This is a genomic window from Pseudomonas sp. FFUP_PS_473, from assembly GCF_002858665.1.
Classification (GTDB): domain Bacteria; phylum Pseudomonadota; class Gammaproteobacteria; order Pseudomonadales; family Pseudomonadaceae; genus Aquipseudomonas; species Aquipseudomonas defluvii.
In genome coordinates, this window is record NZ_PJQQ01000001.1 from 26,039 (window position 1) to 40,628 (window position 14,590).

Below are 14,590 nucleotides of genomic sequence, written 5' to 3' on the forward strand. Positions count from 1 at the left end.
GGCCGATCCTCGTGTCTTTTTTATTGTGAGGACGGTGCCGGGGGTAAGCCCCCGGCACCGTTGCTTTGCCATAATTTGCCAATGCTTAGCTAAGGTCAATCACTGGGCGTCAGCCGGTAGGTAGCCGAAGGCGCCAGTGTGGCTTGCCAGCCTGGTGGCACGACGATGTTGGTGGTCGCTTCCTCGATCACGCAGGGGCCTTGAACCGTGTGCCCGGCCAGCAGTCGATCACCGTTGTACACGGGGGTTTCCTGCCAGGCGTCTTGCGCGTCGAAGAGCATGGCCCGGTGAGCGATCGGGCTGGCCGGATCGAGGTTGGCCTGCACGGGCAGTTCCGGCATTGGTGGGCGCTGCAGGCGGGCGATCACCGAGCACTCCAGGTTGACCAGCTCTGCCGGGCTGTCCGGCTCGCTGTAGGAGAAGAGTGCCTTGTGTCGCTCATGGAACGCCGTGCGCAAGGCTTGAAGGCGCTCATGATCCAGCTGATCGCAGTCCAGTTCGACGCTGCATTCGTGGACCTGGCCCAGGTAGCGGATTTCCAGGTTGTACAGGCATTCGACCGCGTTGCCCGCACTGAAACCATCATCGCGCAGGTTGTTAAGGCCGCGTTCGCGCAGGGCGCGCAGGGTTTGGTTGAGCAGTGGCAGGTCGACCAGGTCGTCGTCCAGGCGCATGGGCAGGGTGCTCAACTGATCGTAACGGATGTCCGAGAGGATCTGCCCGAACGCGCACAGGCCGGAGGCGACTTTAGGGATCAGTACCACCTTGCTGCCGATTTCCTCGGCCAGGCGCATGACGTGCATGCCCGCTGCGCCACCCGCGCCGATCAGGGCAAAGTCGCGGGGGTCGTAGCCGCGTTCGACCGATACCCGGCGGATGCCGCTGACCATGTTCAGGTTGACCAGGGTAATGATACCGATGGCCGCACGCTCGACGCTGATGCCCAGCGGTTCAGCGATCTTGTTGCGAATGGCATCAATCGCCGCTTGCCGGTTCAGGCGAATGCTGCCGCCCAGCAGCGCACCGTCGGCCAGGTAGCCGAGCGCCAGGTTGGCGTCGGTGACGGTGGGTTCGACGCCACCTTTGCCATAACAGACCGGGCCAGGGGTGGCGCCGGCACTGCGCGGGCCAACCTGCAACATGCCAAAGTCGTCCAGGTAGGCAATCGAGCCGCCGCCAGCGCCCAGCGTTTCGACCTGGATCATCGGTACGCCAATACGGTAACGCAGGAAGTCGGTGTCTTTGCTGAAGTTGGTTCGCCCGGACTTGCTCAGCGTGATATCGAACGAGGTGCCGCCCATGTCCACGGTGATCACGTTGTCGATGCCGAACGGCGCGGCCACGCACAGCCCGGCTTGTGGGGCGGACGCCGGGCCTGAGTTGATCGCATTGACCGCGCGCTCGCGCATCACGACACCCGGCGCCAGGCCACCATTGGACTGGAAGTACCGGGTGGGTTGTTGCGCACCGAGTTCTTCGAACAGCGCATCGATCCGTTCGATGTAACGGCCCATGACCGGGCTCAGGTAAGCGTTGACCACGGTGGTCGAGGTACGGGTGTACTCGCGAATCTGAGGGAACACCTCGTTGCCGGTGCACACGAACACGCCGGGCAGGGCGTCACGGACCATGGCTGCGGCGCGTTGTTCATGGCTGGGGTTGCGCACCGACCAGACGAACGAGATGGCCACGGCCTTGACGTCCTGCTCGCGGAAGTAGTCGATGGCTTCCCGGATGGCGTCCTCGTCAAGCGGGCTGTACTCGCTGCCGTCGCTGAGGATGCGGCCACCAACAGGGCGGCGCAGATGACGCGGTACCAGCATGTGCGCCGGTGGGTAGCTGGCATCGTAGCGGTGGCCATCCTCTTTGTGGCCCAGGCGGATTTCCAGGCTGTCTTCATGGCCTTCGGTGCACAGCAGGCCGACCTTGACGCCGGTTTTCTCGATCAGGGCATTGAGGGCCACTGTGGTGCCGTTGATGCACAGGTCGCAGTCGGCAATGATCTGCGCCGGTGTGCGGCCGATGGCGTCGGCGATTTGCGCCAGGCCATTGCGGATGGCGAGGGTGCCGTCCTGTGGCGTCGAAGGCGCTTTGAACAACTGAACGTTGCCACTGCGGTCAGCGAGGATGAAGTCGGTGAAGGTGCCGCCGGCGTCGATGCCCAGGCGATATTGCTGCTTAGTCATGGTAAAAGTCTCTGCATTGCTCAAGGGGCATCAATCAGTGTGCGGCGCGCATGGCGTGTGTCGCGGCTTCGTCGAGGTTGCCGTTGCTGTCGAGCACCACCCCGTATTCCAGGCGGGCGCCTTCAGGCGACACCAGGCCGTTCAGCACGTCGTTCAATACCGTGGCGACAGGCCGGCGCATGGGGTTGCCGTAGCCACCACCCCCTGGATTGACGTTGATGACCCGCTCGCCCGGTTGGGCAGTCAGCAGTGCGTTGTAGGTAAAGTGGGCTTCCTCGCCGTCGACCTTGCGGTGGATCAGGCGGCCAAGCTTGGGTTCGAGCAGGACGTTGGTCGCACCCGCAGCGCCCGCCGTTGGCAGTTGCCGACCTTCACCAAACCCCACCACGGTCATGGCATGGTTCAGTGGCTCGATCTCGATGCGTGTGCCCGAGCCGCCTCTGAATTCCCCGGCGCCACCGCTGTCGGTCATCAGGCTGTAGCGGTGGATCAACACCGGGTAGGAGTACTCCAGCAGCTCGATATCACCGGACATCAGTGCACCGAAGCAGCACAGCGGACCACAGGCCGGCCAGCCATCCATTTCCTTGTTCGCACCCGCGCCGGAAATGATCGAGGCCAGCACCATGGTCACGTATTCGTCGTTGCCGTTACGCGGATCGTGACCGGCAATGTTGATGCCGCTGGCGTGGCCCCAGGAGGCGGTGACCCGCTCCGGTGCGGCTTGCTCAAGCGCCTGGCGCACGGCGTCGGCGAGGGTTTCCATGGGCGTGGTGGTGCTGTTGACGTGCGGTGCGGGTTCCTGCGCGTTGCACAGGGTGCCTGGTGGCCCGAGGTCGACGCTGACGCAGCGGTAGAGCCCTTCGTTGTAAGGCGGTGGCACCTGGGCAAACATCATCAGCCCCAGGTACACCCCGGAGACCGAGTTGCCGGCATAGGAGTTGATGAAGTAGGGCACCTGTGGCGGGCTTTCGATCAGCACGTGGGCTTCGTCACCGCGAATCTCCACCTGGGCGGTGATCGACAGTTGGCCCAGGCCATGGCCTGAGTCTTCAAGCACCGCCGTACCGCTGTAGATACCGTCAGGAACGTCACGCAGCAAGGCACGCATATGGCGGTCAGCCATGTCTTTCAACTCGGCGATGCAGGCGCGAACCTGTTCCACGCCATAGCGGTCAAGCAGCTCGATCAAGTGCCGCTCGCCGACACTGCAAGCACCGTATTGAGCATTCAGATCACCTTCCTGGTAAGCCCGGGCGCGCATGTTGGTCAGCAACAGGTTGATGACGTCTTCGCGGCGCTGGCCTCTGGACCACAGCTTCACTGGCGGAATACGCAGGCCTTCGGCGTAGATTTCCTTGGCGTCCGGGTTGTAACCGGCCGGTACCGGGCCACCGATGTCGGTCAGGTGGCCTTTGCAGACCGTCCAGAACACCAGTTCCCCTTTGTAAAAAACCGGCTTGTACATGCAGCAGTCGAGAATATGACTGCCGTTGTAGGCAGGGTCGTTGTGATAGATCACGTCGCCTTCAAGGATGTCATCGCCAAAGAAGCCGGCAACGCACTTCATCGCGGGGATCAGCGACCCCAGGTGTATGGGGATGTCCTGGCCTTGCAGGATCATTTCCGGCAGGTGGTCGAAGAGGGCGTTGGAATAGTCGTGTGCCAGGTTGAAAACACTCGAACGGCCGGTTTTTTCCAGCGTCAGGGTCATTTCCCGCTGCGCGGTTTCGAGTGCGCCTCGCACGACGGCCAGGGTGATCGGATCTACTGTACTCATGGGTCACCAAGAATCTTGTTGTTATCTGGGTGGGGCAGGACGGATGCCTGACCCACGACACAAAGCTACGCGTACCTCGAGGCGGCAGGCTTGTCGCCGCGTGCACTGTTTTTTGATACTGAGGGCACTGGTACTGTCGCGCGGGGTCAGAAGTAGTACCCGATGTTGGTGTAAAGCTGGTTCTCCCATTGATTGCTGCCACCCGCGCCCAGGCTCTGGGTGAAGCTGCTGCCACCGATGTACGGGTCGTTCTTGCCGTGCAGCCACTCCACGGCTATCCAGAGGTCCTTGAGTGAGAACGACGTGCCGAGAATGAAACGCTGGGAGTCATGGAACGCACTGTCGCGCTTGTCGAAGAGGCTGTAGTTGCCGTACAGCTTGATGCCTGACAACCAACCGTATTTCCCGGCGATGTCATAGCTGAGGTCGGTCACATACAGGTCGCCCTTGGCCGCAACGTTGAACGTCGCGTCATAGCTGCCGAACGTGACGTACTTGTCGTTACCGGGATTTCTCGGCGTCATGTCCTGGCGTGTGGCCTGCAGTTGAACGCCCCAAGGGCCATTCTTGCCCATGTAATGCACGGCCACGGCGTTACGTCGACCGCTGTCATGGGTGTCGCGGTTCTCCAGTTCCGAAGTAAGCGCCGATGCGCCGACCTCCGACTGCCAGTTGCCGAGCTTCAGGTTACGGGCCAGGCGTCCGACGACAATATTGCGCTCCTGGTTGCTGCTGCCGTCTGCCACATAGGTGTCGGCCTTGGCGACGCTGGTCGAATAGGTACGTCCACCGCGGCTGGTGCCCTGGCCCTGATCAATCGGGCGCAGGTAATAACCGGCCTGCAGGTTCCAGTCCGGGGTGTTCTGGATGTACTTGATGCCCAGGTCCTGAATGTCCTCCAACCCGATCACATTGCCCAGCGATTCAAAGAAGGGGCTGCCGAAGTAGGGCTGCAAGCCAAACGGAATGTGGTTCAGGCCGACCTGTACCTGTTGCGAATCGTTGAATTTGTAGCCTAGCCAGGCGTACTCGGGAAAAGAGATGTCGCCGATGCTGTCTGTGTAGGAAAAGGGGTAGGCATCTCCGTAGAAGCGGTATTTCGCGGCACCTATCCAACTGCTGGAGGTGTAGGTGGCGGTCAGGAAAAACGTATCGAAGCTGATTTTTTCCAGGTCTTGATCCGGGTCGTAGTCAACACGCGCACGGATGGCGCCGCCAATATCCAGGTTTTCGTTGATGGCCACGGCAAACGCGGGAGCGCCGTACAGGGTCAGTAGTTGTGCAAAAACTGCAGCCGTCACCGTGCGATAGTTCACTGAACGCATGTGTATGTCCTTGGGTCTTATTGTTGTTTTAGGCGCGTAAAAAAGCCGAACCGCAGTCATCCCGCGGCTCGGGGAGGTAAAGCGCTTTCAGGTGCTGAAAAGGGGCGGTGTGAAGTGGTTGTCAGGAACAGTGCGGTCGCACGAACCAACTGCGTTTGGCACTGTTGAGCAACAGCCAATAGGCAGCAAAGGCACTGATGAACGTCACCGGGGCAGAAAAAGTGGCGAGCGTGGCGCTGCCCGAGTTGAGCAGGAGAATCCCCAGCCCGGCGGCGAAGAACCAGGCGCCAAGACCGCAAGGGTTTATCGCGCTGACACGTTCCAGTTCATACTCGATCTTGCCGTCGAACAGTTGGTGGTACTTGGGCGAGAAAATATGCGCCAGTGCAATCGCCACCCAGGCCACGACAAAGATGCTCTGGTAAGCCAACGCCTGCAGGATGTAGTCGAACACGTTCAAGCGCATCAGTGCGTAGACCAATGCCCCGACTGCGACTGCCCACGCGATGTAAGGCACCCTGGCCAAGCCCAGGCGGCCAAAGAAGGCTTGCATGTTGGTCGCTGCCAGGAAGAAGTTTGCCGAGTTGATGCGTGTTTGGCTTACCCAGACGAAAATCAGGCCCCACACACCCATCAGCTCGACGATCGCCTTCACGACCGAAACTTCTGTCAGCCCTCCTGGCGTGGGAATCGTCCCGGCAATGAAAATTCCCACCAGGCCGTTGATGAGAAAGGTAAAGGTGTAGAACGGCAGGCCGAAGTTGAATCGGCTGTGGAACGACACGTCCTGTTTACGGCCGAACCGGGCATAGTCCCAGGTGTACATCATCAGGATCCACACGCCCATGAAGTAGCTGAAACACTGCCACCAGCCGTTTTCCACCGGGCCGCTTGCCGGCCCCATGTGCAACCACGCCGAGCTGTAGCCGTATTCGGCGATGGTCATGATCACCAACGCAACCAGGCCCACCAGGTAAAACGGCAACAGCACCCCGTTGAGCTTGTCCATCCAGTTTTGCACGCTGCCGAAGATCAACGGCACGCTGTACAGCACAACCAACAGGTAGGCCTGATTCAACGACATTGACGACACGTAGTCATGAATGGCGATGGCAATGACCGAACCTTCAAAGACGCTGTAGTAGGTGGCCGTGGCGAAGAAGATCAGTGTGGCAAGGGTTGCACCGGTTCGCCCGAACAACACCCGGGAGAAAAGCGCTACCGAAAGCCCGGTTTTCATTGCATAGCGGGAGATGACGGTGTTGATAGCGGCGTAGGCGATGACCGACAGCACCAGGCCGATAATGGCCTGCTCAGTGCCGAAGGTCATGGCCAGCGTGGCCGAGACCACTAGCCAGAACATTGCGCTGCAGATGCCCCACCAGGCCATCGTTAGCGATAGTTTACTGAGGCGGTGCGTGTCTGGAACGGCAAAGGCGGTGCAGTCGGTACTGTCGACCTGTTTGGGGATGGGTGTGGCCATGGCTCTTCTCTTTATTGTTGTATGAAGAGTCGCGATTATAAAAAGGCTCATCCGCTGAATAATTGTGCTTGGCTGCACTGTCTTTTGCAGGTCAGCGCATTGAGAACCTGTGGAGCATTGGCTTGCCAACGATGCAGGCGCCGCGTACTCGCTGACACCCCACCGACACCATCGCAGGCAAGCCAGCTCCAACAGAGCCCGCGCCAGCTGTAGGAGCCGGGCTTGCCCGCGATGCAGACGCCGCGCACTCACTGACACCGCGCCGAGGCCATCGCAGGCAAGCCTGCTCCAACAGAGCCCGCGCAACCTGTAGGAGCCGGGCTTGCCCGCGATACAAACGCCGCGAACCCACTGACACCCCACCGACGCCATCGCAGGCAAGCCAGCTCCAACAGAACCCGCGCAACCTGTAGGAGCCGGGCTTGCCCGCGATGCAGGCGCCGCGCACTCACTGACACCGCGCCGAGGCCATCGCAGGCAAGCCAGCTCCAACAGAGCCCGCGTAACCTGTAGGAGCCGGGCTTGCCCGCGATGCAGACGCCGCGCACTCACTGACACCGCGCCGAGGCCATCGCAGGCCAGCCTGCTCCAACAGAGCCCGCGTAACCTGTAGGAGCCGGGCTTGCCCGTGATGCAGACGCCGCGGACGTGCTGACACCGCGCTGAAGTCATCGCGGGCAAGTCCCGCTCCTACAGGAAAAGCAGTGTTCTGTGGGGATCGCTGTGGGATTCAGCCTGGAAAAACAAACCCCCGCTAAAAAGCGGGGGCTTGTCGTTCACGTGCCTTCCTGGCGTATGACGGTGACTTAGCGGCTGGCGTTGAACCAGTGCTCGGTCTCGTCAAGCGAACGGGCAAAGCGCTCGACGATCAGGCGGATCTCCGCTTCGCTGGAAATCAACGGCGGGCAGAAGGCAATCGCATCACCCATGTTACGGGTAATCATACCGTGCGCCTGGGCGCGACCGGCCAGGAAGCGTCCCAGTTTGCCGGTGACCTCGAACGGGGTCTTGAGCTCGCGGTCGGCAACCAGTTCGACCGCTGCAATCAGGCCACGGCCACGAATTTCGCCCACCCGTGGGTGGTCGGCGAATTGGCTCAGACCCTCATGAAGAATCGCGCCCATGGCCGCAGCATGCTCGACCAGGTTCTGTTCTTCGATGATCTTCACGTTTTCCAGCGCAACCGCCGCCGCAACCGGATGGCCACTGGCGGTGAAACCATGGCCAAGGGTGCCCAGCGAATGGCTTTGGTCAGCAATGCCCTGGTACAGCGCATCGTTGATCAGGATCGCCGAGATCGGCTGGTATGACGAAGACAGCTGTTTGGACAACACCATCACGTCTGGTTTGATACCGAAGGTCTGGCTGCCGAACAGGTTGCCGGTACGGCCGAACCCGCAGATCACTTCGTCGGCGACGACCAGTACGTCATATTTGCGGCAGACCGCCTGGATTTTTTCCCAGTAGGTGCGTGGCGGCACAATGACGCCACCGGCCCCCATCAAGGGCTCGCCATAGAAGGCGGCGACGGTTTCCGGACCTTCACGCAGGATCAGGCTTTCCAGCTCGGCGGCGAGACGGTCGGCAAACTGTTCTTCGGTTTCGCCTGGCAGCGCATGGCGGTAATGATGTGGTGCGCCGACGTGGAAGAAGCCCGGCAACGGCACGTCAAAGCCGCGCTGGTTGGCCGGTAAGCCGGTCAGGCTGGCGCTGACGATGGTGATGCCGTGGTAGCCGTTGAGGCGGCTGATGAATTTCTTCTTGGCCGGCTTGCCAATGGCGTTGTTGCGGTACCAGATCAGCTTGACCACGGTATCGTTGGCTTCGGAGCCCGAGTTGGTGAAGAACACCTTGCTCATCGGGACCGGCGCCATTTCGATCAGCTTGTCCGCCAGCTCGATGCTGGGGGCATGGGCCTTGTGGCTGAACAGGTGGTAGAACGGCAGCGTGCGCAATTGCTGCTCGGCGGCCTTGATCAGGCGTTCGTTATTGAACCCCAGGGCAGCGCTCCACAGGCCGGACATGGCCTCAATGTATTGCTTACCCTGGTCGTCATACACATAGATGCCTTCGCCGCGCTCAATGATCAGCGGGCCAAGCTCTTCGTGCATGCGGGCATCGGTGTAGGGGTGCAGTTGATGCTGGACATCTTTTTCAGCCAACGACAGTGTTTGCTTGCTCATTCGTCAACACTCATCAAATAGGTAAATGGACCTGTCAGCGCCCCAGCGCGACAGGGATGCCACTTTGTGCGGTAGCCAAGGCCTTGGCTTTGGCATGGCGACGGCTGACCAACAAGCCCGAACAGACCACCAACAGGCTCAATACGCCGGTGGAGATGACTTCAAGCTGATGATCGGGACGGAACAGCATCACGATGAGCACGGCGCTGATGAACAGGATCACGCCCCAGGTCAGCCACGGGAAAAGCCACATGCGGTAGTTGAGCGTCTTGCCTTCGGCGATCAGCTTCTTGCGCATACGCAGTTGCGAGATGGCGATGACCAGATAGACCAGCAGGGCAATGGTGCCGGAGCTTGCCATCAGGAAGCCGAATACCTTGGAAGGCACCAGGTAGTTGGCGATGACCGTCAGGAACGCCGCGCCGGTAGACAGCAACACGGCATAGATCGGTGTGCCGATGCTGTTGGTGTAACGGGCGCAGGCTGGTGCTTCACCCCGTTTGCTCAGGGAGAAGAGCATGCGCGAGGCGGTGTACAGCGAGGAGTTCAGGCAGCTGGTCACCGAGGTCAGTACGACCACGTCGATCAGCAGCTTGGCGTGCGGAACACCCAGGATTTCCAGTACGGTCACGTAGGAGCCTTGGGAGGCCAGGCGCGGATCGTTCCAGGGTACCAGGGCTACGACGATGAAAATCGACAGGATGTAGAACAGCGTAATCCGCCAGATCACCGAATTGGTGGCCCGGGAGATCTGCTTCTCGGCCGCGTCGGATTCGGCGGCCGCAATGGTCACCACCTCGGCGCCAAGGAACGAGAACATGGTGATCAGCATGGCACTGATGACTGCGCCGAAGCCGTTAGGCATGAAGCCGCCATTGTCCCACAGGCGCGAAACGCCGCTGACCGGGGCATCGGGCAGCAGCCCGAAAATGGCGCAGGCGCCCAGTGCGATGAAACCGACGATGGCGAGTACCTTGACCAACGCGAGCCAGAACTCGAATTCGCCATAGTTCTTCACGCTGGCCAGGTTGGTCGCGGTCAGCACCAGGGTGATGATCAGGGACAGTACCCAGATATCCCACTCGGGCACCCAGGTGTTGATGATGGTGGCGGCGATGTTGGCTTCGATCGGAATGATCAGTACCCAGAACCACCAGTACAACCAGCCGATGCTGAACCCCGCCCATTTGCCGATGGCGCGGTCTGCATAGGTGGAAAACGAACCGGTATCCGGCGACGCAACGGCCATTTCGGCGAGCATGCGCATCACCAGCATGACCAGAATGCCGGCAAAGACATAGGCCAGAACAGCCCCTGGGCCGGCTTCGGCAATCGCACGTCCGGAGCCGACGAACAGCCCGGCGCCAATCACCCCGGCAATCGAGAGCATGGTGACATGACGGGATTTAAGCCCGTGACTCAAGTTGTTTTTATGTTTGTTGTTCATGGTCTTACCTTTTTAACGCGATGTCGTTGCCCGCGTGAACGCAGGGCGGCCGCTGCACGCGTAGTGCGGCCACCCTGCTGTCTCGTGTTCACGTGGGCAACGACAAGTGGAGGTCTTACGCCAGTTCGTTGAAGCACTCACCGATGATCGTCAGACCGCGAGCAAGGTCCTCGTCGCTGACGGTCAGAGGTACGAGGATGCGCAGGACGTTGTAGTAAGTACCGCACGACAGCAGGATCAGACCTTTCTCGCGAGCGAGGGCAACGATTTTGCCGGTCAGTTCAGCGGCCGGCTTGTGTACGTCACCACCTTCACACAGCTCCACGGCAACCATGGCGCCGAGGGTCCGCACTTCAAGAATGCTGGAATGCTGCTCAGCGATCTTGCGCAGGCCGGTGCCGAGGATCTCGCCCACCGCCTTGGCACGATCCAGCAGGTGCTCTTGCTCGAAGGCTTCGATGACGGCCAGGGCCGCAGCACAGGACACAGGGCTGCCGGCATAGGTGCCGCCCAGGCCACCCGGGGCAACGGCGTCCATGATTTCGGCCTTGCCCGCCACGCCCGCCAGTGGGAAACCACCGGCGATGGATTTGGCGAAGGTGGTCAGATCGGCGGCGACGCCCATCTGTTCCATGGCGAAGAAGGTACCGGTACGACCGGCGCCGGTTTGTACTTCGTCAGCGATCAGGACGATCCCGTGCTCGTCGCACAGGGCGCGCAGGCGCTGCATGAAAGCTTTTGGCGCGACGTTGAAACCGCCTTCACCCTGTACCGGCTCCAGAATGATCGCGGCGATATCGCTCGGCTGGGCATCGTTCTTGAAGATGCGCTCGATGCTGGCGATGGCCTCGTCGGTAGAGATACCGTGCAGTTCATTCGGGTACTGGGCACGGAAGATGCCGCCTGGCATCAGGCCCATGCCAGCAGAGTAGGGCACTACCTTGCCGGTCAGCGACAGGGTGTAGTGGGTACGACCATGGTAGGCGCCGGTGAAGGCGATGACACCAGTACGGCCGGTGGCAGCACGGGCGATCTTGATGGCGTTTTCGACGGCTTCAGCACCGGTGGTGACCAGCAGGGTCTTCTTCGCGAAGTTGCCTGGTACCAGCGTGTTGAGTTTCTCGCACAGTTCGACGTAAGGCTTGTAGGCGAACACGTGGAAGCAGGTGTGGGTCAGTTTGGCTTGCTGTGCTTGCACGGCAGCCATGACTTTTGGGTGCAGGTGGCCGGTGTTCAGCACGGCAATGCCGCCTGCGAAGTCGAGGTACTCACGGCCTTCGACATCCCAGACAGTAGCGTTTTCTGCGCGCTCGGCGAAGATCTGGTGGATCTGCCCGACGCCACGTGGGATGGCGTCCAGACGACGTTGCTGCAGCGATTGGTTGGTGTCGCTCATTATTACCTCATAAACCGCAACGGGTTGCGGTCTTGTCCGATGTAGAAAGGAAAGGTTCAGATACCGATGCAGAGGTACTTGATTTCCAGGTAGTCCTCGATGCCGTACTTGGAACCTTCACGGCCCAACCCCGAAGCCTTGATGCCGCCGAACGGGGCCACTTCGTTGGAGATGATGCCGGTGTTGATTCCGACGATGCCGTATTCCAGGGCTTCGCCGACACGGAACACCCGGCTCAGGTCACGGGCATAGAAGTAGGACGCCAGGCCGAACTCGGTGTCGTTGGCCATGGCAATGACCTCAGCCTCGTCCTTGAAGCGGAACAGCGGCGCCAGTGGGCCGAAGGTCTCTTCCTTGGCTACCGCGGCGTTACGCGGTACGTCGACCAGAATCGTCGGCTCGAAGAAGGTGCCACCCAGTGCATGCGGCTTGCCGCCTGCAACGACGCGAGCGCCTTTGCTCACGGCGTCGTCGATGTGCTCCTGGACTTTGGCCAGGGCCTTGGCGTCGATCAGCGGGCCGGTGGTGATGCCATTTTCCAGACCGTTGCCGATGTTGAGCTTGGCGACGGCAGCGGTGAGTTTTTCGACGAAGGCGTCGTAGACACCGTCCTGAATGTACAGGCGGTTGGCGCAGACGCAGGTCTGGCCGTTGTTGCGGTATTTGGAAATCAGCGCACCGTCGACAGCCGCGTCCAGGTCGGCATCGTCAAATACGATGAAGGGCGCGTTACCACCCAGTTCCAGGGAGACTTTCTTGATGTCCTTGGCGCATTCGACCATCAGCTGGCGACCGATTTCGGTCGAGCCGGTGAAGGTCACCTTGCGCACGATCGGGTTGCCGGTCAGCTCGCCGCCGACTTCACCCGCGCTGCCAGTGACAACGCTGAACACGCCTTTTGGAATGCCGGCGCGCTCGGCCAGTTCAGCCAGTGCCAGTGCCGAGTAGGGGGTCTGGGAGGCAGGCTTGAGTACCATGGTGCAACCGGCGGCCAGTGCCGGGCCGGCTTTGCGGGTGATCATTGCCGAAGGGAAGTTCCACGGGGTGATCGCTGCGGTTACACCAATAGGCTGCTTGAGCACCATCAGGCGCTTGTCGACCTGATGCCCAGGAATCATGTCGCCGTAGATGCGCTTGGCTTCTTCACCGAACCATTCCAGGAACGATGCAGCGTAGGCGATCTCGCCTTTCGACTCGGTCAGTGGCTTCCCCTGTTCCAGGGTCATCAGACGGGCCAGGTCTTCCTGGTTGGCCATCATCAATTCAAACCATTTACGCAGCTTGACCGCACGTTCCTTGGCGGTCAGTGCACGCCAGGCCGGCAGCGCGCGGTCCGCGGCTTCGATGGCACGACGGGTTTCGGCCGCGCCCATCTTCGGTACGGTGCCGATCGTTTCGCCTGTGGCCGGGTTCGTGACCGTGATGGTCTGGCCGTTGTCGGCTTCTACCCAGGCGCCGTCGATGTAAGCGTGTTGGCGAAACAGTTTCAAATCGTTGAGTTGCACGTTGAGTTCCTCGTTACTTGGTCGCGGCGGATGCCGCTGCCACGGCAGGCCGGGCGGTATTGGCGGGCTTGACGAAGCTGGCGCCCTGACTGGAAAGCTGTTCGCGTACCTTGTCGACGATGTGGGCGCCGATAGGGATGGCCGAGGTCGCGGCAGGAGAAGGCGCGTTACACACGCTGATGCTGCGTTTGGTGTTCACGAACAGGAAGTCGTCGATCAACTTGCCATCCAGCGAAACGGCCTGCGCGCGCACACCGGCCGGGTAGGCGGTAAGGTCGCTCTTGACGATGCTCGGGCAGTACTTCTGTACTTCTTTCAGGTAGCCACCCTTGAACATCGAGTTCTTCATCTCGATAAGGCCCGGGCGCAGGTTCTTCATCAGTACCTTGAGGATGCCCGGGGTCGTCAGGGTTTCGAACAGGTCGGGAATCGAAATGTCGGTCTTGCGATAGCCTTCGCGCTTCATCGCCAGCACCGCGTTCGGCCCGACAGTGACGGTGCCATCGATCATCCGGGTCAGGTGTACGCCGAGGAACGGCATGGACGGGTCCGGGATCGGGTAGATCAGGTGGTTGACGATCTGGTTGTGCTGCTTGGGCAGCAGGTAGTACTCGCCACGGAATGGGCAGATGATGAAGTTCGGCTTGACCCCCAGCATGCGCACCACGCGGTCGGCCATCAGGCCCGAGCAGGTGATCAGGAAGCGTCCGTGGTACTCGTGGCCGTCGGTGCGCACCAGCACTTCATCCGCACGTTCGTCGATGCCGTTCACTTCACTGTTGTAGCGAATTTCGCCACCGGCCGCTTCGAACTCGCGGCCCATGGCGGCGGTCACTTGTGCGTAGTTCACGATGCCGCTGGACGGCACGAAGATGCCACCCATGCCGACAATGTTCGGCTCGCGCTCGCGCAGCTCGTCAGCACTCAGCCACTCGCGTTTCAAGCCATTGGCTTCGGTGCGGTCCCACAGCGCACTCATGCGCTGCATTTCCAGCTCGTTGGTTGCCACCAGCAGCTTGCCGCACTCGTCATAGCGGATGCCGTGCTTGTCGCAGAACGCCTTGGTGGCCTTGTTGCCTTCCAGGCAGAAGCGCGCCTTCAGGCTGCCGGGGGTGTAATAGACACCGGCATGAATCACGCCACTGTTATGGCCGGTCTGGTGTTTGGCCGGGCCGGATTCTTTTTCCAGCAAAAGGATTTTTGCGTCGGGGTAAACCTGGATCAGTTGCATGGCCGTGGACATACCCACGATGCCGCCACCGATGATAATGAAGTCGTACATAGC

9 protein-coding genes are annotated in these 14,590 nt (G+C 60.8%); all 9 read right to left on the reverse strand.

Features of this window, described 5'->3' with window-relative positions:
* Positions 1–95: 95 nt before the first annotated feature.
* Positions 96–2,186: a hydantoinase/oxoprolinase family protein gene (locus CYD26_RS00120; RefSeq protein ID WP_102051482.1), complete on the reverse strand. Its 2,091-nt coding sequence runs from the start codon at positions 2,184–2,186 to the stop codon at positions 96–98.
* Between the two features lie 34 nt (positions 2,187–2,220).
* A complete protein-coding gene (locus tag CYD26_RS00125; protein WP_102051483.1) occupies positions 2,221–3,966 on the reverse strand; it encodes a hydantoinase B/oxoprolinase family protein in 1,746 nt (581 codons plus the stop codon).
* A gap of 146 nt (positions 3,967–4,112) precedes the next feature.
* The gene (locus CYD26_RS00130) at positions 4,113–5,291 is read right to left on the reverse strand and encodes a hypothetical protein (protein WP_102051484.1); all 1,179 of its coding nucleotides are present in this window, start codon (positions 5,289–5,291) and stop codon (positions 4,113–4,115) included.
* A gap of 121 nt (positions 5,292–5,412) precedes the next feature.
* Complete coding sequence (locus CYD26_RS00135) at positions 5,413–6,774, reverse strand: cytosine permease (RefSeq protein WP_102051485.1); 1,362 nt, start codon at positions 6,772–6,774, stop codon at positions 5,413–5,415.
* 806 nt (positions 6,775–7,580) lie between these two features.
* The gene (locus tag CYD26_RS00140) at positions 7,581–8,957 is read right to left on the reverse strand and encodes an aspartate aminotransferase family protein (protein WP_102051486.1); all 1,377 of its coding nucleotides are present in this window, start codon (positions 8,955–8,957) and stop codon (positions 7,581–7,583) included.
* A gap of 34 nt (positions 8,958–8,991) precedes the next feature.
* Complete coding sequence (gene gabP / locus CYD26_RS00145; RefSeq protein WP_102051487.1) at positions 8,992–10,404, reverse strand: GABA permease; 1,413 nt, start codon at positions 10,402–10,404, stop codon at positions 8,992–8,994.
* A 115-nt stretch (positions 10,405–10,519) separates the two neighbouring features.
* The gene (gabT, locus tag CYD26_RS00150; protein WP_065761892.1) at positions 10,520–11,800 is read right to left on the reverse strand and encodes a 4-aminobutyrate--2-oxoglutarate transaminase; all 1,281 of its coding nucleotides are present in this window, start codon (positions 11,798–11,800) and stop codon (positions 10,520–10,522) included.
* 56 nt (positions 11,801–11,856) lie between these two features.
* The gene (gene gabD, locus CYD26_RS00155) at positions 11,857–13,305 is read right to left on the reverse strand and encodes an NADP-dependent succinate-semialdehyde dehydrogenase (protein WP_099775119.1); all 1,449 of its coding nucleotides are present in this window, start codon (positions 13,303–13,305) and stop codon (positions 11,857–11,859) included.
* A gap of 13 nt (positions 13,306–13,318) precedes the next feature.
* Positions 13,319–14,587, reverse strand: coding sequence for an L-2-hydroxyglutarate oxidase (gene lhgO / locus CYD26_RS00160; protein ID WP_065761768.1), 1,269 nt, complete (start codon positions 14,585–14,587; stop codon positions 13,319–13,321).
* Between the last annotated feature and the right edge of the window lie 3 nt (positions 14,588–14,590).